The organism is Methanimicrococcus stummii (assembly GCF_032594435.1).
In the GTDB taxonomy this organism is placed as follows: Archaea; Halobacteriota; Methanosarcinia; order Methanosarcinales; family Methanosarcinaceae; genus Methanimicrococcus; species Methanimicrococcus stummii.
In genome coordinates this window covers 1,171,511-1,192,045 of sequence record NZ_CP131062.1, presented here as the reverse complement: position 1 = coordinate 1,192,045, position 20,535 = coordinate 1,171,511, and the positions used below count along the sequence as shown (strand labels likewise).

Below are 20,535 nucleotides of genomic sequence, written 5' to 3'. Positions count from 1 at the left end.
AAACATTTGCTCAGAAAAGCAAACCGGATTCGATGCAGCTGATTGAAACAAAATAACCGCCTGCAATCGCCGGCAAAAACGGAAACCTTTTTTTTAAAAATTGTTTGAACAAATTGCAAGCATCTTTTTTTGTTTTCAGCCGCCTGTTAATACAAGCGGAAACACTCGTTTTGATGAATAAAATAAAAATGAAAATGAGTGAGAGTAATAAAGAATTCAGTAAAATGATAAATGAAAACGGCAAGACAAAATTGTTAAAGCCGCCGCCCGATAAAATCATTTGAATCGGAATCGGAAAACCAATCGCAATTAAAAGAAACGCTTTGCAGTCGGCGCCGCCGAAAATTTGAGTTGAAAAACAAAGCGCGGAAAATATGAAAAATAAAATGAATGAAAATAAAATGTCAATCAAATGAGAAAAACCGGCGGCGGATGTTTCAAGAAGGATTGCCGGAATCAGCAATAAAAACGACGTCAGCCACAATTTGTCGGAAACCGTTCTTGATTTCAAATCTTGAATTGAAGCGATGAACAAAACAGTTAAATAAAGAATTATTTTGAAAACCGCGGCGATTGTTAAAATTTCTGTTTCATTCATAATTCTAAAAAGGAGTTTGGCAGATTAAGTTTTTTAAATATTTTCAAAAGGAATGAAAGGATTTTTATTAAAAGTATGTAACGATAATACATTTACAAAAACGTTCATATAATATCTCTTTGATACGATTATAACTACAAAGCATATATTTAAAGGAGTTTTTGAAATGGAAAACGTTCAGGAATTTATTGATACCGAAATTGAAAAAATCAAAAGTCAAGTGGATGGGACGGCTTTGATTGCGCTCTCCGGCGGCGTTGACAGTTCCGTCTGCGCTGAGCTTGCTTACCGCGCGCTCGGCGACAGACTTTACCCGCTTTTCATTGATACGGGTTTTATGAGAAAGGGCGAGCCGGAACAAGTGAGAGAAGCGTTTTCTCACATGAATCTTCAAGTGATTGATGCAAGCGACCGTTTTTTTGAAGCCATCAAAGGCATCGAGGATCCCGAACTCAAAAGAAAAGCCGTCGGCGAAACATTCATTCGCGTTTTTGAAGAAGAAGCGAAAAAAATCAACGCCGATTACTTAATTCAGGGAACGATTTACCCCGACGTTTTGGAATCTGAAAAAGGCATCAAAGCGCACCACAATGTCGGCGGCATGCCTGAGAAAATGGAATTTAAAGGCGTTATCGAGCCGCTTTACTACTTATACAAAGACGATGTCCGCGAAGTCGGTCGTGCGCTCGGCCTTGCCGTTGCGCTTTCCGAGAGAATGCCTTTCCCCGGTCCCGGACTTTCCGTTCGCGCCTGCGGCGAAGTGACGCGCGAAAAGGTTGCCGCTGCTCGCGAGGCAAACGCAATCGTCGAAGAAGAAGTCATGGAAGCACTCAAACCCTGGCAAGCGCTTGCTGCCGTCATTGGTAAAGGCACCGGTCAAAAAGATGAAAAGCGCGTTTACGGCTGGATTATCGCAATCCGGATCGTGAATTCCGATAACGCAATTACGGCTGAGCCTTTGGAAGTTCCGTATCCGATTTTAAAGAAAATTCAGGAAAGAATTACAACCGAAATTCCCGATGCCGTTCGCGTTGTTTACGATGTGACGCCCAAGCCGCCGGGAACGATTGAATTCGAGTAATCGAATCTATTTTTATTTTTGTTTTTAAAAAAATTATGCTGAATGAAATTTTTCATTCGGCATAATCAATAAGAAAATCATTTAAGCGATTTTTTCAATTTCGCGCTTTTGTTCTTTAAAATTTTTAATTTTGCATTTAATTTTTTAATTTTTGAATCCGTTTTTTTGATATTTCTCTGAACGGATTTTTCTGTTTTTTTGGATTTATTTTTTGACATATAATTGACCTTCCTTTTTTCATTTGTAATTTATTTTTTAATTCAAAAAATAATTCATTTATTTTAGTCTTCGATTTTTATAATTCTAAATATTGATTTGCAATTACGATTGCAAAAATATTATAAAAATCAAAGATTAATAATCAATAGTGTCTCGTGTCTATAAATAAGTTCGTTCCGGTTCTGCTGTCGGCAACAGTTGCCGCCGTCGCCACCGCCGCCGCGCGCGAACCGCATCATTTTTTCAAAAATCAATTCAAACGCTCCGTCATTTTTGAAAAATAAAAATCATTCAAAAACGACAGCGTTTTATCTCTGTTCTTCTTTTGAAGTGTATAAATTCGACTTTTTAGGAAAAATTATGTCTCTCAATCAAACAGTTCTTGAAATCCGCGAACGCCAGCGGATTAAATCCAAACCGTACGACGAGCCGGCGGCTTTTTGGATCAGCAAAGACAATCTGCGCGGCGATATCGTCGATGTTTTAACAATCATCTTTCAAACGTCCGGCTGCTACTGGGGAAAACAAGGCGGCTGTACGATGTGCGGCTATGTTTATGACAGTTCGACGGGCGAGCCTGCCGATTCCGACATCATGGCGCAGCTCGACAAAGCGCTGGCACAGGCCGAGAGGAGAAAACTTGAGAGATTCATGGTCAAAATTTTCACATCGGGCAGCTTTTTGGATCAACGCGAAATTTCGACGGATCTTCGAAAACAAATTTTAAAGCGATTGGCAGACGATGAACGAATCGTTGCTGTTTTGGCGGAAACACGCCCTGAATTTGTAACGGAGGAGGCGGCCCAAGATTGCCTTTCCGTGATGGGCGGAAAACCCTTGGAATACGCTTACGGTCTTGAAACGACATCGGATAAAATCCGCCGCGAATCTATTAATAAAGGATTTTCGTTCGCGCACTTTAAACGAGCGGCGGAAATCGCAAAACAAAACGGTATCTTTACAAAAGCTTATTTGATGCTCAAGCCGCCGTTTTTATCGGAAAAGGAAGCAATGGAAGACATTTTAAACAGCATTGATGAAGTTGCGCCTTACGCCGAAACCGTTTCAATTAATTTGTGCAATGTTCAAAACGGCACCTTCGTTGAGAAACTTTGGGAGAACAAAGAGTTCCGCCCGCCGTGGCTTTGGAGCATTGTCAAGATTTTAAAAGAAGCCAAAACAAAACACCCCGATTTGTATTTGATGTCCGACCCCGTCGGCGCAGGCGCAAAACGCGGCCCGCGCAATTGTAAAATTTGCAGTCGGGATGTCGCCGATATGATTCGTGAATTTTCAATCACGCAAAATGTCAAAACGCTTGAAAATGTCGACTGCGACTGCAAATTACTTTGGGAGAAAGAATTGCTTTTAGACGATATCACATTCGGCGCGCCGATTTTAGAATAAGGAAAGGGGAAGAGAAAATGTCTCAAAAAAAGATTTTTGAAAAGAAAATGTCAACCGACAAAGACGGAAGACGTTTTGCAACGCCTGAGCCTGTCGCCAAATACAGAGCCGCGCGCCTGACATGCAATACGATTGCCGACATCAGCTGCGGCATCGGCGGCCAAACGATTTATTTCGCGCAGCGTTGCAAACACGTTTACGCTGTCGAAATTGATCCGCAAAAAATCGAATACGCCAAAGAAAATTGCGCGAAATTCGGTCTTGAAAATGTCACTTTCATTTGCGGTGACGCGCTTGATCCGGCTGTGATTGCGCAAATCCCCAAAGTTGACATCGTCTTTTCCGATCCGGCTCGCCCGCCCGAAGAAGAAACGCGCCAGGCGGGCAGTTTGCGCCCGGGAATCCCGGCCGTCATGGACGCGTACGCCGAAAAAACAGAAAACTTTGCGTTTGAAGCGCCGCCGCAAATGCCGCCCGAACGCATTGATTTCGATTGCGAGAAAGAATACATTTCTTTAAACGGTCAGCTGAATCGCCTCACGCTTTATTTCGGCAGAATCAAAAAATACAACCGAATTGCGGTTGCGCTTCCCGCAGGAAACGCGATGGTGGATGCGCCTGTTGAATTGCCGCCGACAGTTGATGCCGAAAAGCCGATGCTTTTCATGTTTGAGCCCGATCCCGCTGTTATTGCAGCCGGCCTTCTCAATGAGCTCGTTGATGACATGATTAAAGCCACCGTCGGACACGTCCGCGTCATGAAAATCGACAAAAAAAGAACATTGCTGACCGCGGATTTGCTGACTGTCAACCCGATGAACAAAAACAATTTCATTGTTCTTCGAACCATGCCGTTTGAAACAGAAAACGATTATGCAGAAATCAACGAATTTTTGAAAAAGAGCAACGTCGGAAAAGTCACGCTTCGCGGAAGCATCGATCCTCAAGATTACTGGGGCATTCGAAATCAATTGGAAGATGAACTCGACGGTTCGAAGAAAGTGCATCTCTTTTTGAAAGAAAACGACTCCGGGAAAACGGAAGCGATTCTTTGCGAATTGATTTATGAATAAAAAAGAATTTGTGTCAACAGTGTTGGCACAAATTCATATTTTCAAAAATTCAGGTTCTGTTTACGATTTTGATTTCTTTTTAATGAAGTTGAAATTGTGTCGACAGTGTTGACACAAATTCATATTTTTCAAAAATTCAGTTTCTGTTCACGATTTTGGTTCCTTTTTAATGAGATTGAAATTGTGTCGACAGTGTTGACACAAATTCATATTTTTCCCTCTACTTCTTTTTTATTATTTCATATGTCGTGAATTATTTTCATAATTGTTTGAATCATTTGCGCGAGCCATGCGCGCAGCGATGCCGGCATAGGCGTATCGGCAGTTTTTCTGTTCACGAACTTTTTTATTCTTTGGAATATTTTACAAAAATCGTAATTATTTTATTTTGTTATTTTTTGTTATTATTTTACTTCGGATGTTATCATTATGCAAAACGAAAATTATGACGTTATTGTTATCGGCGGCGGCATCAGCGGTTTGATGTCTGCGCTTGCGCTCTCAAAACATGGTAATCGTGTTCTTGTTCTTGAAAAAGAAGAAATTGTCGGCGGCAACTGCCGCAGCTACCAAGTGGACGGTTTTACGGTTGACACGGGGCCGCACGCGATTACGGCGCTTCGCGGAAACGGTCCGCTGCCGCTTCTGATGGATCAGTATTACGATACGGTTCCCGAATTTCAGCCGTACGGCAATTATTATATTCGAACGCCTGACGCGTCTTTGGTGCGCTGCCCGACGAATGTTCGCGATTTTTTGCTGTTTGATTATCTGCCGGTCTCGGACAGAATGAAACTTGCCAAAACAATCGGCGGATTTATGTTAAAAGTCAGCCGCGGCGAAGACTTTTCAAACAGTTCCGTTTACGAATGTCTCCCCAAAGGACTCGGACCCGAAACGCTTGGCTTTGCCAACACATTTTCTATGTTCATGTCCGGGCGCGGCATGAAAGAAACGTCCGTTCAGCGCATGGCGGCAGGCGCGGGCATTGCCAAAGAAAACAACAAGCTGACACCGGAAGAATACAAAGCGATTGTCAAAGGAAAATCTCTTCAAAAAGATGGAGAAAAAGAGGAAAAAGACAAGAAAAGCAAAAAGAAAAACGATGCGGTGGGAGACAGCAAGACGAAAGACGGCAAGTCAAAAAGCGATAAATCAAAAGGTGACAAATCAAAGGGTAATGCCAAAAAGAAAAAGTCTGAATCCAAATCTGAAAACAACGATTCGGTTTTTGCCGCGCTTAAGAAAACAATGATGCACAAAGGCGGTTTTTCGACGCAAGGTTATCCGATCGGCGGTGTTCAGGCGATTACGGATTGCACGCTTCGCTCCATGCCGGCATCGGTTCAAATTCAAACCGACGCGCGGGTTTTAGACATTTTAACCGAATTTGATTCCGAAACGGATAAAGACCGCGCGGTCGGGGTTGCGACGGCGGATTCGGAATATTACGCCGATTTGATTATCCATTCGGGATTTGCAAGCGCTCTGCCGCAAATGATGGACCTTCCTGTTGAATATGTTAATCAGCTGAAGGGAATTGATCACACCGTCAGTTTGAGCGTTTGGCTCGGGCTTGATGAAATGCGCCCCGAATTTGATTACGTCGGCTCGGAAGTTTGGTACAAGGATATGCCTTACTGGGGCGGCCCGATCAGCAATTACGATCCGAATTTGGCGCCGGAAGGCTGTCAGTCGGTCGGGTTCGCGTTCATTCCGCAGCAAAAAGATGTTCGGGCAAAAGTGAACGATGCTTACGACCAACTTTTTGAAATCATGCCGAAAATTGAAAAACACGTTGCGATGCGCCATGATCAAATTACGATTCCAGAAAAGGCGGCGATTACCGTTCGCGGCGAATTCGCGGATATCCGCTCTCCGATTGAAAATCTTTACATCGCCGGAACCGACACCGACAAAAGAAGCATGGGTGTCACGCGTGCCGCATATTCCGTCGTCGAGCTTCTCGGAAAATTGAATGCGGACGGCAAATTGAAAAGACAAAACGATTTCAAAGGATACAATTTTAAAAGAAATTATTTGCCGCCGATTCCGGAATAATTTCTTTTTTCCTTTCCTTTTTAATTTATTTTAATAAAAAATCCATTCCTTTTTTTTCTTCATTTTTTTAAAATTCGTTCCCTCTTTTTCTTTTAATATTTATTAAAATGGGTGCAGCTCGCGCGCGGCGGCGACAGCAGCACAGTGCCGCTGTCCGGCCGACAGCAGCTGCCACAGCGCAGTTTGCCGGCAGCCTGGCAGGCGCAGACAGCCTGCGTCTCGGCGGCCGGCTGCAAACAGCTCACCTCAAAACGACTGTTGCAGACTGTTTGCGTTGCCGGTCGGTCGTGTTTAATTCGGCGCAATTGTTTTAATCAAGCAATAATTTTAATTACTTCTATACTTTAATTTTTGAAAAGCGCGATTTATCATTGATATTGTTTATCAATCTCAAAATCGCTGAAAAAACATGCTCCTTTTCCTCGTCGGAGCGCGTTAAACCATTTTCAATTGCAAGGTTGGTGCAAAATATGAGTCAAAAGTTTAGGGGCGTTATCCCCGCGTTAATTACGCCGTTTACGGCGGACAATCAAATTGATGTCGAAGGGTTCAGAAGAAATATCGAATTCACGATCAAAGGCGGCGTTTCCGCGATTGTTCCGTGCGGTACGACAGGCGAATCCGCGACAATGTCCGCAATCGAACACATGCAAGTGACAGACGTCGCAATCGAAACGTCATCCGTCCCCGTCATCGCCGGAACCGGTTCAAACAATACCGCAGAAGCGATCGAATTTACCAAACACGCGGCCGATTCAGGCGCCGCGGCTGCTCTTGTTATTACACCTTATTACAACAAACCGACCCAAAGCGGTCTCAAAGCTCATTTTGAAAAAATCGCGGATTCCGTTGACATTCCGATGATTCTCTACAACGTTCCGTCCCGAACAAGCGTTGACATGAGTGTTCCGACGATTGTTGAGCTCGCCAAACATCCGAATATTGTCGGCATCAAAGAAGCGACCGGCGATATGAATAAGGCGACTGAGATTATCAGCAAAACCAAAGACGAGGATTTTAATTTGCTTTCGGGTGACGATGTGGCAACGCTTCCGCTCATGTCCATCGGTGCGTCCGGCGTGATTTCCGTTATCGCAAACATTTTGCCGGAAAAAATGTCGCGCATGGTCGCGGCGTTTGAAGCCGGAAATCTGTCTGATGCAATGGCGCTTCACTACGAACTCGCGCCGCTTATGAAAGCGCTGTTCATTGAAACCAACCCGGCGCCGATTAAAACCGCGGCAGGCCTTGCCGGTCACGCGGCGGGTCCCCTGAGACTTCCGCTCGTCCCGCTTCAGCCGCTCAATCTCGAAATTTTGACAAACGAACTCAAAAAGTCCGGGGTGTTAAAATGAGCGAAGTCAGAGCCGCCGTCATCGGCGCCTGCGGCCGCATGGGATCGCTGATTATTCAGCGCATCACGGCAACGGAGGGAATTACGCTTTCGGCAGCGTTTGACGTTGCTTTTATCGGCGAAGATGTCGGCGATGTCATTCGTGTCGGCAAAATGGGTGTTCCTGTTTCTGATTCCAAAGATTTGGCAACCGTTTTAAAAGAAACGAAAACGGATGTTGTCATCGACTTTACGATTGCCGCGGCAACCGCTGTTAATGCGCCTGCCGCCGCGTCCGCCGGTGTTAATCTCATCATCGGCACAACCGGCATCAGCCCGGAACAACGCGCCGTAATTGACGAAGCGATTGTTCAAAACAACATCGCTGCCGTTATTTCTACAAATTATTCCATCGGCGTCAACGTTTTCTTTAAATTGCTCGAAGAAGCGGCCAAATATTTAAGAGACGATTACGACATCGAAATCATCGAAGCGCATCACAATCAAAAGAAAGACGCGCCCAGCGGAACCGCGATGACCGCCGCTGAAATTTTAAGCGACGCGCTCGGCGGCAAAGACTTGGTTTTCGGCCGTGAAGGCATTTGCCCGCGCGGCAAGGAAATCGGCGTCCATGCTGTTCGCGGCGGCGATATCATCGGCGATCACAACGTCATGTTCATCGGAAATTCCGAACGCATCGAGCTCAGACACCAAGCACATACACGCGAAATCTTCGTCGGCGGCGCGGTTTTGGCTGCCAAATGGATCAATTCGCAGGAAAAAGGAAAAGTTTACGATATGGCAGATGTTTTGAATTTCTGATTCTGCCTTTTCTTTCTTTTTCACCTTTTTTAAAAATCACATCATTTTCCGATTCAAAACAAAAATTATAATTCAAAAACAAAATGGCGGCAATTCATGAAAATTTCGGTTCTCGGCCCGGCAGGTTCTTATTCTGAAATTGCGGCGCATGCTTTTCTTTCAATCGTTTTGGATGCTCAAATGCCCGAACTTTTGTATTGCTCGTCCATTGAAAACACGGTGCTCAGCCTTTTTGAAGATCCCTGCAGCGACAACGGCGCCGTTTGCGCCGTCATTCCGATTGAAAATTCAATTGAAGGCGCGGTCGGCGTCAGCATGGATTTGCTCCTCGAAAAAGACGTGTCAATCATCGCCGAACTGATTCTTCCGGTCAATCACTGCCTTTTGGTGCCGCGCTCGGCGGCGCAAAAACCCGATTTTTCGCCCGACAAAATCGAAGTGGTTTATTCTCATCCGCAAGGCTTGTATCAATGCCGAACTTACATCCGAAATCATTTGAAAAACGCGTCCCTGATTGAAGTTGACAGCACATCCAAAGCGGCGACGCGTGTCGCTGAAATGTCTGCGGGTGCCGGCCTCGGCGCAGGTGCCGGCGCAGAATCTGTTGCCTGTTCCGGTGCAGATTTAACCGCCGGCTCAGCTGCCGGTTCAACTGTCGGCTCAGCTGTCAGTTCGGCCGGTGCGGATAAAATCCGCGCGGCAATCGCGTCCGCCGCTGCCGGCGAGAAGTACGGATTAAAAGCAATTGATTGTCATATTCAGGACACGCCGAACAATTCGACGCGTTTTCTTTTTTTGGCTCGGTCAGAAATGCTGCCGCATTTGAAAGCGTACGCCGATGATTTTAATCTTCATATTCTGCCGGAAAATCTGTCTCAAACCGGAAGCGGAGCCGTTTTTTATAAAACGTCCGTCATCGTTTCTCCCGTTTCGGATAAACCCGGCGCGCTTTTCAAAATTTTGGAAGCATTTTCCGATCATGAAATTAATTTGACGCGGATTGAATCGCGCCCGTCCAAAAAATCTTTGGGCGAATACAATTTTTACATTGATTTCGAAGGCAGCCCGTCGGATAAAAATGTAGCCGACGCTTTAAATCTTGTCAAAAAACGCTCCGCGCGGTTGAAAAATCTCGGAACCTACGGGCGAATTTTGTCGGGGCGGCAATAACTTATTATGGCAGACAATAACCTTAATAATCATTGTGTGAATGATATTGATTGAAAAAAGTGTTTGAAATCCCTTTTTCAAACAGAAATATTTAACGGCGAGAGGTTTGACGTTGACAAAAGATTTCTTTACGATTGATGATTTTGATATTTCGGGAAAAACAGTTCTCTTAAGAGTTGATTTTAACGCGCCGATGGGGCCCGACGGCCGAATCTTAGATGATTCCCGTATTAAAAGCCACATTCGGACGATCAGCGATTTGAAAGAGGCGAAAGTTGTTCTTTTGGCGCACCAGAGCCGTCCCGGAAAATCAGATTTCATGACAATGCAGTCGCACGCTAAAGTTTTGTCTCAGCTTCTCGGAAGAGAAGTCCGCTATGTGGACGATATTTTCGGCTCTTACGCGCGTTCCTGCATTTCTTCAATGGAGCCCGGCGACATTATTTTACTTGAAAATGTCCGTTTTTACTCCGAAGAATCACTTGAACGAACCGTCAATGAACACGCCGAATCTTATTTTGTTAAAAAATTATTGCCTTTTATCGATTATTTCTTCAACGACGCTTTTGCCGTCTCCCACCGCTCTCACCTCTCCGTTGTCGGTTTCACGCGCGACGTCCCGTGCGGCGCCGGCCGAATCATGGAGTCTGAGATTCTCAGTCTGGACCGCGGCTTAGATGGCGAGCGCCCATGCGTTTACGCGCTTGGCGGTGCGAAAGTGGACGATTCGCTTCGTGTTGCCAACAACGTCCTGTCCAAAGGCAGCGCCGACATCGTTCTTTTCAGCGGCATTGTCGGAAATGTTGTGTTGGCGGCAGCCGGCTTTAACATCGGTCAGACCAACATGGATTTGATTGAAAAATTAGGCTACGCGTCTTACATTTCTCCCGTCCGCAACATGCTCAAAGAATTCGGCGACAAAATCCGCTATCCGACGGATGTCGCGTTAAACATTGACGGAAAACGCGTTGAAGCAAACATTAAGGAAATGGGAAAATCCCAGTATCCGGCAAACGATATCGGTCTTGAGACCATTGTTTCTTATACTTCTATTATCGAATCCGCGGGAACCGTCATTTTAAACGGGCCGGCCGGCGTTTCCGAAAATCCTGATTTTGCAATCGGAACGCATGAAATTATCCGCTCAGCGGTTAACGCCAAATTCTCAATCATCGGCGGCGGCCACATTTCCGCCGAGGTTCACCGCCTCGGAATGGACACGCAGTTCTCACACATCAGCACCGGCGGCGGCGCTTGTATCGAATATTTGTCCGGAACTGAACTTCCCGGCATCCGCGTTCTCAGAGAAGCGGCGGCACGCAGGCGAAATGATGATTCCGGCGATTCTGAATAATTTTTCGGGTGTCAAAATGTCTAAAAATATTCTTCATAAAAGCGAAGGCGTTCTCGCCGTTAAAATTGCGCGAAAAGTAATCGAAAACGTTTTGGACGGCAAAGATCCTGAAGATGATTTGCCTTCCGTTCCCGTTATTTTTTCCGAAAAACGCGGCGCGTTTGTCACGCTTGAAAAAGAAGGCGTTCTTCGCGGATGCATCGGTTATCCTTATCCTGTTTTGCCGCTCAAAGAAGTGCTTGTGAAATCGGCAATTGCCGCGGCTTTTGAAGATCCGCGTTTCTTCCCGATTGAGAAAGAAGATTTTTCCAAGATTACGGTTGAAGTCACGACTTTAACGCTTCCCGAAGAAGTCACCGGCGCTTTTACAACGTATTCTAATCAAATTCAAATCGGAAAACACGGTTTAATGGCCGAGTACGGTGAAAACCGGGGTTTGCTTTTGCCGCAGGTGGCAACGGAACAAGGCTGGGATGTGATTGAATTTCTTTGCCAGACCTGCATTAAAGCTGAAATGACGCCGATGATGTGGAAATACGGCGCGAAGATTTACAAATTCGAAGGTCAGATTTACCACGAGACTGAGCCGGGTGGGGCGATTGTTGAAGGGGAAGAGTAATTCGTTTATTACTTTAGTTTGTATGAGGGCAATATATGGAAGTTATTGACAATGTTAACAGAACTTTGAAAGATGATCTTTTGATTACTGTTGACAAAAACAGTCACATTTCAATCGCTTCCGCTTGTTTTTCTATCTTTGCTTATCAAGAGCTTAAGAAGCAATTTGATAATATTGAAGAATTAAGATTTATTTTCACTTCTCCCGCGTTTGTTGCCGAAAAGGCACCGAAAGAAAAAAGAGAGTTTTATATCCCGCAACTGAATCGGGAAAGAAGTCTTTACGGCACCGATTTTGAAATAAAACTGCGCAATGAACTCTCTCAGAAAATGATTGCAAGAGAATGTGCAGAGTGGATTCGCTCAAAAGTTGAATTTCGTTCAAATGTCACCGGTGGATCAATTAATTCAATGCTGAATGTTGTCAATCAACAGTCCGGTTTTTCTTATTCTCCTGTGAATGCGTTTACAACAACAGAATTAGGATGCCAGCGCGGCGATCATATTACAAATCTTGTTACTAAAATTTCTCATGAAGAAAGCACTCAATACATTCAAATGTTTGAACAAGTTTGGAATGATAAGTCTCTTTTAAAAGACGTAACGGATGATGTCATTGAAAGCATCACAGCAGCTTATAATGAAAATTCTCCGGATTTTCTCTATTTTATTACGCTTTATAATATTTTCAATGAATTCCTTGAAGATATTTCCGAAGATGTATTGCCGAATGAAGCAACGGGATTTAAAGAAAGTAATATTTGGAATATGCTTTATTCATTCCAAAAAGATGCGGCTCTTGCTGTCATTAATAAACTTGAAAAATATAACGGTTGCATTTTAGCGGACAGTGTAGGGCTCGGCAAGACATTTACGGCGTTGGCTGTTATGAAATATTATGAAAACAGAAATCGGTCTGTTTTGGTTCTTTGTCCTAAAAAATTATCGGACAATTGGAACACTTTTAAAGACAATTATGTCAATAATCCGATTGCTGGCGATCGTTTGAGGTATGATGTTCTTTATCATACAGATCTTTCCAGGGAGAAAGGAAAGTCAAACGGATTGGATTTAGACAGATTAGTTTGGAACAATTATGATCTTATTGTGATTGATGAATCACATAATTTCCGAAATGGCGGCGAAATTTCCGGTAAAGATGCGCGTGAAAATCGATATTTGCGTTTACTCAACAAAGTCATTCGGTCGGGTGTTAAAACAAAAGTTTTGATGCTTTCGGCAACACCGGTCAATAATCGGTTTGCGGATTTAAAAAACCAGCTCGAGCTTGCTTATGAAGGAAATCCGCATTTGATTAATGACAAACTCAATACTTCCAAGTCTGTTGATGAAATTTTCCGAAATGCTCAAAGGGCTTTCAACTTTTGGGGGGGTTTGGAACCCGAAGAACGTACAACCGAAAAACTTCTTAAAATGCTGGATTTTGATTTCTTCGAATTGCTGGACAGCGTAACGATTGCTCGCTCTCGCAAGCATATTGAAAAATATTACAATATGGCTGAGATTGGTGCTTTTCCGGAAAGATTAAAACCGATTTCTTTACGCCCTCAGATGACGGATATTGATGATGTCAATTATAATAAAATTTATGAAGAATTGGTAAAACTCAATCTTTCGGTTTATACGCCGACAAATTATGTTTTTCCGAGTAAGCTTGATAAATATGTAGATTCTTCCGTGAACATCAATCGTTCGGGGCGCGAAGAGGGAATCCGCCGTTTAATGAGTATTAATTTGCTGAAACGGTTGGAAAGTTCCGTTTCTTCGTTCCGGTTGACATTGGGGCGGATTCAAAAACTTATTCATAAAACAATTTCTGAAATTGATGAGTTTGAAGCCGGCGGCACTTCCGTTATTGAATCTTCTGAAGTTCGAGAGGATACTGATTTTGATTTGGATGACCAAAATATGGATTTCTTTTCAGGCCGAAAAATCAAAATCGATCTCAATGATATGGATTATAAGACATGGCGTTCCGAACTTCAAAATGATTTTGATATTTTAGAAGCGCTTGGAGAAATGGCTGATCTTGTAACGCCCGAGCATGATACGAAACTTCAAACGTTGCTGCAAATGATTTCAGATAAAATTGAAAATCCGATCAATGTGGGCAATAAAAAAGTTATTGTTTTTTCTGCGTTTTCTGATACGGCTGAATATTTGTATGAAAATGTCAGTGTTTATCTGAAACAAAAATATGATTTAAACACAGCGTTGATTACGGGATCTATTGACGGCAAGACAACAATTCCGAAGTTTAAGCCGACTTTTAACAATGTTTTGACTTGTTTTTCTCCTCTTTCTAAAGGAAAAGATTTGTTGATGCCGGATTTTGACGGCAGTATTGATGTTTTGATTGCAACAGATTGTATTTCTGAAGGTCAGAATTTGCAGGATTGTGATTTTCTGGTGAATTATGATATTCATTGGAATCCTGTTCGAATTATTCAGCGTTTCGGGCGTATTGATCGTATCGGCAGTAAAAATTCTGTGATTCAGCTGGTTAATTTCTGGCCGGATTTGACATTGGACGAATATATCAATCTCAAAAGCCGGGTTGAAACGCGTATGAAGATTTCGGTGATGACTTCAACGGGCGATGATGACTTGATTAATTCGGAAGAGAAAGGCGATCTTGAATATCGAAAAGCTCAGCTTAAACGATTACAAGATGAAGTCGTTGACATTGAAGAAATGTCTTCGGGTATTTCTATCATGGATTTGGGATTGAATGAGTTCAGGCTGGATTTATTGGAATACTCTCAAAAACACGGCGACTTGGATAAAACGCCGTTTGGTCTTCATACGGTCGTTTCTGCTCAAAATGAATATCCTGCCGGTGTTATTTTCATTTTGAGGAATATTAATGGCGGTGTCAATATTGATAATCAGAATCGTCTTCACCCGTTTTATATGATTTATATCGGGGATGACAGCGATATTATTTGCAATCATCTTTCTCCGAAAGAAATGTTGGATACGATTCGGTATTTGTCTAAGAATCAAACCCAGCCGGTTGTTGATTTATGCCGCAGTTTTAATAAGGAAACGAAGGACGGCAAAGATATGAGTCATATATCGGAATTGCTTCAAGATGCCATTCATTCGATTGTCAGTGTCAAAGAAGAAAATGATATTGCCAGTTTGTTCAAAAGCGGCGGTACATCGGCGTTGAATACAACCATCACGGGATTGGATGATTTTGAATTGATTTGTTTCTTTGTCGTGCGAAATGAATGATTGGAGGTATTGATGTTGTTGAATTTGCCGGAAACTACGATTTATGGTAAAAAAGTTCCGAAACAGAATTTTTATGAAAATCCCTCTATGACGCCTGCTTTGAAGCGATTGTTTATTGATCAGGTTCATTCAATTGTCTGGCAAAATAAGATTTCTCCGTTTACGGTGAATGTCGGAACCGGCACCTATGTTTCGGAAATTGAAATCATTCATATCCAATTAAACAGTTACGATTTGGATAAAAAAGTGCTTCAATTCATTGATAAAACCATTCCTTACCACATTTTATTTTTGTTGGAATATCGGAATGAGATTCAAGCTCGGATCAGCTTTAAAGAAGAAAGTCAAAAAGCAGGAACTTTCAAAATCGGAACTTATTATCAAACGGATTGGCTTTCACCAAGCCAATTTGATCTTCGCCTTGAAGGCTTGAGTATGGATTCGGTTTATGAAAATTTTGTTTATCAAATTGCCGGCGATCGTTTAAATTTTGATACGGATGCCGGCAAAACAGAACCCGAAACGCTCAAAGATGCTGTCATTCTTGACGGCAAGCGGCAAAAAATTCTGAATGAAATCGCTGCCTTGAATAATAAAATTGATAAAGAGAAACAATTCAACAGACAAACCGAGCTTTTCAGTCAGGTTAAACTCAAAAGAAAAGAATTAGAGGAATTATAATGGATAAAATGCATTTTGAAACCTCGGATTTTGCATCCGAACTCGCCGAAAAAATCGCGGCTCTTGCTCCGTCAGTCGTCACTGAAAAATCCAATGGGGGGGGGGGGAATCAGCAACAGTCGACACTGAAACGTGCGATTAATTTTGACCTTTTACGAACTCTTTTGGGCGATGATGTCGCCGATGATGAAGCTTACGAATTTACTTGGGTCGGTAAAAGAGAAGCTGTTATGGAAGCGGGAAAACCAATTCGAAAAACTTTAAGGCCGTGTCCTGAAGAAAGCAAATCCTTTGATTCTACTGAGAATCTGTATATTGAAGGCGATAATTTAGATGTTCTTAAATTGTTGCAGGAAAGTTATCTTGGGAAAGTGAAGATGATCTATATTGATCCTCCCTATAACACAGGGAACGATTTTGTTTATCGTGATAATTTTACGCAAAGCCATGAAGAATATGAAGAGGAAACCGGTGTTTTTGATGAAGATGGGGAGCGATTGTTTAAGAATACTGAAAGCAATGGACGTTTCCATTCTGATTGGTGTTCCATGATTTATCCAAGGTTGGTCTTGGCGAGAAATTTGCTTTCGGAAGATGGTGTTATTTTTGTCAGTATTGATGATCATGAAGTTGGTAGTCTTCGAAAAATCTGTGATGAAATTTTTGGTTCACAGAATTTTGCCGGTGAAATCATTCGAAAAACAAAATCGATGACGGGGGATAGTGGCATCGGCTTTAATCTTCAACATGAAAATTTATTACTTTATGCAAAAAATATTAATCATCTTGTTCTTAAAGGTGAAAAGAAAGATTATAGTAATTATTCTAACCCTGATAATGATTCTAACGGTGATTGGTGTATCGGTGATCCCAGTGCAAAAAGTGGTGGGCAATCCACATATTTCGAAATTATGAATCCTTATACAGGCAAATCTGATTTTCCGCCAAATGGCAGATATTGGGCTTTTTCAAAAGAAACGCTTCAAACTTATATTAAATCGGGAAAAATAACCTTTAAGAAAAATTATTCCGAGAACGAAAGAGGTTTTATTTTCAAGCGTTATAAAAAGGATGCTTCTTCAATGACAAATCCTGTGAATAGTTTATTTGCAGTTGAAAATAATTATATGAACCAAAATGCAACAACTGAGCTTTCAAAACTTTTTGGTGTTCCTTATTTCAGTTATCCCAAACCTGTTCTTTTTATTTATGATTTGGTTAGATTTTCAACCAATAAAGAAGATATTGTCCTCGATTTCTTCTCCGGCTCTGCCACCACTGCTCACGCCGTTATGCAGCTCAACACCGAAGATGGCGGCAACCGCAAATTCATCATGGTTCAATTGCCGGAAAAAATTGATGAAAATTCTGAAATCTATAATGCTGGTTACAAAAACATTTGCGAGATCGGAAAAGAACGTATTCGCCGTGCCGGTGATAAAATCAAAGAAGAAAATAAAGCTAAAGAAAGTATTGAAAACTTAGATATCGGTTTCCGCGTTCTCAAATTGGACGACAGCAATATGAAAGATGTTTATTACGCTGCCGGCTCTTACACTCAAGATTTACTTTCTTTAACAGAATCCAATATTAAAGATGACCGGAACGATATGGATTTGCTTTACGGCTGTTTGTTGGATTGGGGATTGCCGCTTTCACAATCTCATAAAACGGAAGAAATTGACGGTGTTACCGTTCATACTTACAATGACGGTGATTTAATAGCTTGTTTCGCTGATAAGGTGAGTGAAAAGGCTGTTAAGGAAATTGCGGAACGTCAGCCTTTGAGGGTTGTGTTTAGAGACAGTAGTTTTTCGAGCAGTCCCGATAAAATCAATGTTGAAGAAATCTTTAAGTTAATGGCGCCCAATACTACGATTAAGGTCATTTAACCAAACGGTTTTTATGAATAATTGTTTATTTTATTCATAATCATCTATTTTCTACTCAGGTATTAAAATGATAGAAGAAAATCAAAAATTTATATGCATTAAAAAGGCATATGCTGAGGAGTACGATAACAACGATATGAAAACAGGTCGTATAGTTAATACTCCTATTGGTAGTATGTGGGCAAAATCCGAATCGTATGTAAAGCCTTTTAAAAAAGGCAATATCCGATTGTATATGATTGGTCACGAAGAACAATGGTTCGAAATCCCAGAATCAACTTTAGAAGAATGCTTTAAATCAATAAAATAAGTATTAAATGGAACCCCCTAAGGGACAAATTCATCAGTTACTTGGTGTTCTACCAAATTACTGCTCCCCAAAGCACCAAGATGCCTAGCCCTATACGAACTATACAGTTTCGCAAGTTAATTTGGCAATTCCATCCCCACTGTTGACAGTAAACTAAGCTCCTTAGTGTAACTATGGACAAAGCCCTTGACTCTCATCTTCATGATTATCATCTCCTTTTGCGATGGATTGAAATAGAGCTCCCCTGGTGGTGGTCAATTAGACAATTAAAGTCCATTAATAATGTATATAATTTTTGAAAAATAAATGGTGATTATTAATTTCTCTTTCCCAACATTTCAATAGGGCGACTTATAACATATTGACCACAATATATAGGCCAATTTGTTTGGTAATATTCTTCCATTTGTTTTAAAAATTCAGCTTCTTCAAGAGCTAATTCTCTTATTTCATTATTTTTTGAATCAAAAATTATATTATTTTCAATTTTATACCTATTTCCTTGCTCATCTTTGACAAATGGACCAGAAGTTGTTACAACAAATATATCTATTTTAAATTCAGAATTCATGTTAAATCACCAATTATAATAATTTTGATAAGATATAATTAATTATTGGTTAATATTTATAAATATCCTCTTTAAAGAATCTGCTTACAATCGATATACTATTCATTCAGGAGCTTACAATCATGGAAAAAATGCGTTTTGAATCACCCGATTTAACATCCGAAAACATCGAAAAAATTGCGGCACTCTTCCCGTCAGTCGTCACTGAAAAATCCCATGGGGGGGGGGGGCGAATCCGCAGCAGTCGACATTGAAGCGTGCCATTAATTTTGACCTTTTACGAACTCTTTTGGGCGACGATGTCGCCGATGATGAAGCTTATGAATTTACTTGGGTCGGTAAAAGAGAAGCTGTGATGGAAGCGGGAAAACCGATTCGAAAAACTTTAAGACCGTGTTCTGAAGAAAGCAAATCTTTTGAAACGACTGAGAATCTGTACATTGAAGGCGATAATTTAGATGTTTTGAAACTTTTGCAAGAGAGCTATCTTGGGAAAGTGAAAATGATCTATATTGATCCGCCTTATAACACGGGGAACGATTTTGTTTATCGGGATAATTTTACGCAAAGTCGTGATGATTATGATGAAGAGGCAGGCGTTTTTGATGAAGATGGCGAACGACTTTTTAAGAATACTGAAAGCAATGGAAGATTTCATTCCGATTGGTGTTCGATGCTTTATCCAAGGTTGGTTCTAGCACGGAATTTGCTTTCAGAAGATGGTGTTATTTTCATTTCGATTGATGATAATGAAGTGGAAAATCTAAAAAAAATATGTAATGAGGTTTTCGGTGAAAAAAATTTCGTTTCCTTGATTAATTGGAAAGGCCGCGGTGGTCGACAGGATAGTAAGCATTATGCTGTAATTCATGAATATATCTTATGTTATGCAAAAAAACTTAATGAATTTAAGGCTGGTGAAGAAGTAAAGATTGGAACGGTATATCCAAAGTACGATGAATCTAAAAAACGTAATTATAAGACCCAATTGGCACGCAAATGGGGGTCAAATAGTAAACGCACAGATCGTCCAAATTTGTATTATTCAATCGTTGCCCCTGATGGTACTAATCTTTTTCCAATGATAAGCTCTGATATCGAAGGGCGTTGGCGTTGGGGTAAACAGAGAATGGTAATAGAAATTGAAAATGGAAATGTTGATTTTTCTAAAAATTCAGGTGGTCAATGGATCGCATATGAAAAAATATGGGAACCTTTAGATGGTGAAGAATCTACAAAAAAATACACTACTTGGATTGATGATGTTGGTTCAGGAGCGAATGTAATCAAACAACTTTTTAATACAGTTGTATTTGATTATCCTAAATCAATTGATTTGTTGATAAAATTCTTTAAAATGGCATCGCTTGAAGATGGAGATTATATTCTCGACTTCTTCTCCGGCTCTTCCACCACCGCCCACGCCGTCATGCAACTCAACGCTGAAGATGGCGGCAACCGCAAATTCATCATGGTTCAATTGCCCGAAACCACAGATGAAAATTCCGAAGCTTACAAAGCCGGTTACAAAAACATTTGTGAAATCGGAAAAGAACGTATTCGTCGCGCCGGCGATAAAATTAAAGAAGAAAACAAAGACAAAGAAAATATTGGAAATTTAGATATCGGTTTCCGTGTTCTCAAATTAGACGACAGCAATATGAAAGATGTTTATTATGCTGCCGGCGCTTACACTCAAGATTTGCTTTCTTTGACAGAATCCAATATCAAAGATGATCGGAATGATATGGATTTGCTTTACGGCTGTTTATTGGATTGGGGACTTCCGCTTTCACAATCACATAAAACGGAAGAAATCGACGGCGTTACTGTTCATACTTACAATGACGGTGATTTAATAGCATGTTTTGCTGAAAAGGTAAGTGAAACAGTTGTTAAGGAAATTGCAAAACGCCAACCGTTAAGAGTCGTTTTCCGTGACAGCAGTTTCTCAAGCAGTCCTGAGAAAATCAACGTGGAAGAAATCTTTAAATTAATGGCACCCAATACTACAATAAAAGTTTTGTAATCGTTTAATGTCTTTGCAATGAATTGAAATTGAACAAAATCCGGGTGTATTGAAA

General features: G+C 41.5%; 17 protein-coding genes. 15 read left to right on the top strand and 2 right to left on the bottom strand.

Annotated elements, in window-relative coordinates; genetic code table 11:
* Positions 1-10: 10 nt before the first annotated feature.
* The gene (locus MmiEs2_RS05840; RefSeq protein ID WP_316558942.1) at positions 11-598 is read right to left on the bottom strand and encodes a prepilin peptidase; all 588 of its coding nucleotides are present in this window, start codon (positions 596-598) and stop codon (positions 11-13) included.
* Positions 599-764: 166 nt separating this feature from the next.
* Between MmiEs2_RS05840 and guaA the strand changes: the two genes are divergently transcribed.
* From guaA to MmiEs2_RS05775, 13 genes are all read left to right on the top strand, one after another.
* The gene (gene guaA, locus MmiEs2_RS05835) at positions 765-1,679 is read left to right on the top strand and encodes a glutamine-hydrolyzing GMP synthase (RefSeq protein ID WP_316558941.1); all 915 of its coding nucleotides are present in this window, start codon (positions 765-767) and stop codon (positions 1,677-1,679) included.
* Positions 1,680-2,258: 579 nt separating this feature from the next.
* The gene (locus tag MmiEs2_RS05830; RefSeq protein WP_316558940.1) at positions 2,259-3,305 is read left to right on the top strand and encodes an archaeosine biosynthesis radical SAM protein RaSEA; all 1,047 of its coding nucleotides are present in this window, start codon (positions 2,259-2,261) and stop codon (positions 3,303-3,305) included.
* 17 nt (positions 3,306-3,322) lie between these two features.
* Complete coding sequence (locus MmiEs2_RS05825; RefSeq protein WP_316558939.1) at positions 3,323-4,378, top strand: methyltransferase domain-containing protein; 1,056 nt, start codon at positions 3,323-3,325, stop codon at positions 4,376-4,378.
* Between the two features lie 429 nt (positions 4,379-4,807).
* Positions 4,808-6,439, top strand: coding sequence for a phytoene desaturase family protein (locus MmiEs2_RS05820; RefSeq protein WP_316558938.1), 1,632 nt, complete (start codon positions 4,808-4,810; stop codon positions 6,437-6,439).
* A gap of 470 nt (positions 6,440-6,909) precedes the next feature.
* A complete protein-coding gene (dapA, locus tag MmiEs2_RS05815; RefSeq protein WP_316558937.1) occupies positions 6,910-7,794 on the top strand; it encodes a 4-hydroxy-tetrahydrodipicolinate synthase in 885 nt (294 codons plus the stop codon).
* A complete protein-coding gene (gene dapB, locus MmiEs2_RS05810; protein WP_316558936.1) occupies positions 7,791-8,594 on the top strand; it encodes a 4-hydroxy-tetrahydrodipicolinate reductase in 804 nt (267 codons plus the stop codon). Before dapA ends, dapB begins: the two co-directional genes overlap by 4 nt.
* A 96-nt stretch (positions 8,595-8,690) precedes the next feature.
* Entirely contained in the window at positions 8,691-9,764 is a 1,074-nt protein-coding gene (locus MmiEs2_RS05805; RefSeq protein ID WP_316558935.1) for a prephenate dehydratase, read from the top strand.
* 106 nt (positions 9,765-9,870) lie between these two features.
* Positions 9,871-11,118 (top strand): phosphoglycerate kinase, encoded by a 1,248-nt coding sequence (locus MmiEs2_RS05800; RefSeq protein WP_316558934.1) that lies wholly within the window; start codon positions 9,871-9,873, stop codon positions 11,116-11,118.
* A 16-nt stretch (positions 11,119-11,134) separates the two neighbouring features.
* Positions 11,135-11,737: a TIGR00296 family protein gene (locus tag MmiEs2_RS05795; protein ID WP_316558933.1), complete on the top strand. Its 603-nt coding sequence runs from the start codon at positions 11,135-11,137 to the stop codon at positions 11,735-11,737.
* Between the two features lie 35 nt (positions 11,738-11,772).
* Positions 11,773-14,997 carry a helicase-related protein gene (locus MmiEs2_RS05790; RefSeq protein WP_316558932.1) on the top strand — a complete coding sequence of 1,075 codons (3,225 nt, stop codon included), beginning with the start codon at positions 11,773-11,775 and terminating at the stop codon, positions 14,995-14,997.
* A 12-nt stretch (positions 14,998-15,009) separates the two neighbouring features.
* Positions 15,010-15,678: a DUF4391 domain-containing protein gene (locus tag MmiEs2_RS05785; RefSeq protein ID WP_316558931.1), complete on the top strand. Its 669-nt coding sequence runs from the start codon at positions 15,010-15,012 to the stop codon at positions 15,676-15,678.
* The gene (locus MmiEs2_RS05780; RefSeq protein WP_316558930.1) at positions 15,678-17,570 is read left to right on the top strand and encodes a site-specific DNA-methyltransferase; all 1,893 of its coding nucleotides are present in this window, start codon (positions 15,678-15,680) and stop codon (positions 17,568-17,570) included. Before MmiEs2_RS05785 ends, MmiEs2_RS05780 begins: the two co-directional genes overlap by 1 nt.
* A 67-nt stretch (positions 17,571-17,637) precedes the next feature.
* A complete protein-coding gene (locus MmiEs2_RS05775) occupies positions 17,638-17,880 on the top strand; it encodes a hypothetical protein (RefSeq protein WP_316558929.1) in 243 nt (80 codons plus the stop codon).
* Positions 17,881-18,196: 316 nt separating this feature from the next.
* On the opposite strand, the gene MmiEs2_RS05770 is transcribed toward MmiEs2_RS05775, so the two are convergent.
* Positions 18,197-18,451, bottom strand: coding sequence for a hypothetical protein (locus tag MmiEs2_RS05770; protein WP_316558928.1), 255 nt, complete (start codon positions 18,449-18,451; stop codon positions 18,197-18,199).
* A 122-nt stretch (positions 18,452-18,573) separates the two neighbouring features.
* On the opposite strand from MmiEs2_RS05770, the gene MmiEs2_RS05765 reads away from it, so the two are divergent.
* Both MmiEs2_RS05765 and MmiEs2_RS05760 read left to right on the top strand, forming a co-directional pair.
* Positions 18,574-18,705, top strand: a complete 132-nt coding sequence (locus MmiEs2_RS05765) for a hypothetical protein (protein WP_316558927.1) — start codon at positions 18,574-18,576, stop codon at positions 18,703-18,705.
* A complete protein-coding gene (locus tag MmiEs2_RS05760) occupies positions 18,702-20,480 on the top strand; it encodes a site-specific DNA-methyltransferase (protein ID WP_316558926.1) in 1,779 nt (592 codons plus the stop codon). The genes MmiEs2_RS05765 and MmiEs2_RS05760 overlap by 4 nt, the downstream gene beginning before the upstream one ends.
* Positions 20,481-20,535 lie beyond the last annotated feature (55 nt).

Coding starts and splice junctions, on each gene's coding strand:
- MmiEs2_RS05820 (WP_316558938.1), top strand. CDS start 4,808: ATGCAAAACGAAAATTATGACGTTATTGTTATCGGCGGCGGCATCAGC.
- MmiEs2_RS05775 (WP_316558929.1), top strand. CDS start 17,638: ATGATAGAAGAAAATCAAAAATTTATATGCATTAAAAAGGCATATGCT.
- dapA (WP_316558937.1), top strand. CDS start 6,910: ATGAGTCAAAAGTTTAGGGGCGTTATCCCCGCGTTAATTACGCCGTTT.
- MmiEs2_RS05825 (WP_316558939.1), top strand. CDS start 3,323: ATGTCTCAAAAAAAGATTTTTGAAAAGAAAATGTCAACCGACAAAGAC.
- MmiEs2_RS05805 (WP_316558935.1), top strand. CDS start 8,691: ATGAAAATTTCGGTTCTCGGCCCGGCAGGTTCTTATTCTGAAATTGCG.
- MmiEs2_RS05765 (WP_316558927.1), top strand. CDS start 18,574: ATGGAAAAAATGCGTTTTGAATCACCCGATTTAACATCCGAAAACATC.
- MmiEs2_RS05785 (WP_316558931.1), top strand. CDS start 15,010: ATGTTGTTGAATTTGCCGGAAACTACGATTTATGGTAAAAAAGTTCCG.
- MmiEs2_RS05770 (WP_316558928.1), bottom strand. CDS start 18,451: ATGAATTCTGAATTTAAAATAGATATATTTGTTGTAACAACTTCTGGT.
- MmiEs2_RS05830 (WP_316558940.1), top strand. CDS start 2,259: ATGTCTCTCAATCAAACAGTTCTTGAAATCCGCGAACGCCAGCGGATT.
- MmiEs2_RS05780 (WP_316558930.1), top strand. CDS start 15,678: ATGGATAAAATGCATTTTGAAACCTCGGATTTTGCATCCGAACTCGCC.
- MmiEs2_RS05840 (WP_316558942.1), bottom strand. CDS start 598: ATGAATGAAACAGAAATTTTAACAATCGCCGCGGTTTTCAAAATAATT.
- guaA (WP_316558941.1), top strand. CDS start 765: ATGGAAAACGTTCAGGAATTTATTGATACCGAAATTGAAAAAATCAAA.
- MmiEs2_RS05795 (WP_316558933.1), top strand. CDS start 11,135: ATGTCTAAAAATATTCTTCATAAAAGCGAAGGCGTTCTCGCCGTTAAA.
- MmiEs2_RS05790 (WP_316558932.1), top strand. CDS start 11,773: ATGGAAGTTATTGACAATGTTAACAGAACTTTGAAAGATGATCTTTTG.
- dapB (WP_316558936.1), top strand. CDS start 7,791: ATGAGCGAAGTCAGAGCCGCCGTCATCGGCGCCTGCGGCCGCATGGGA.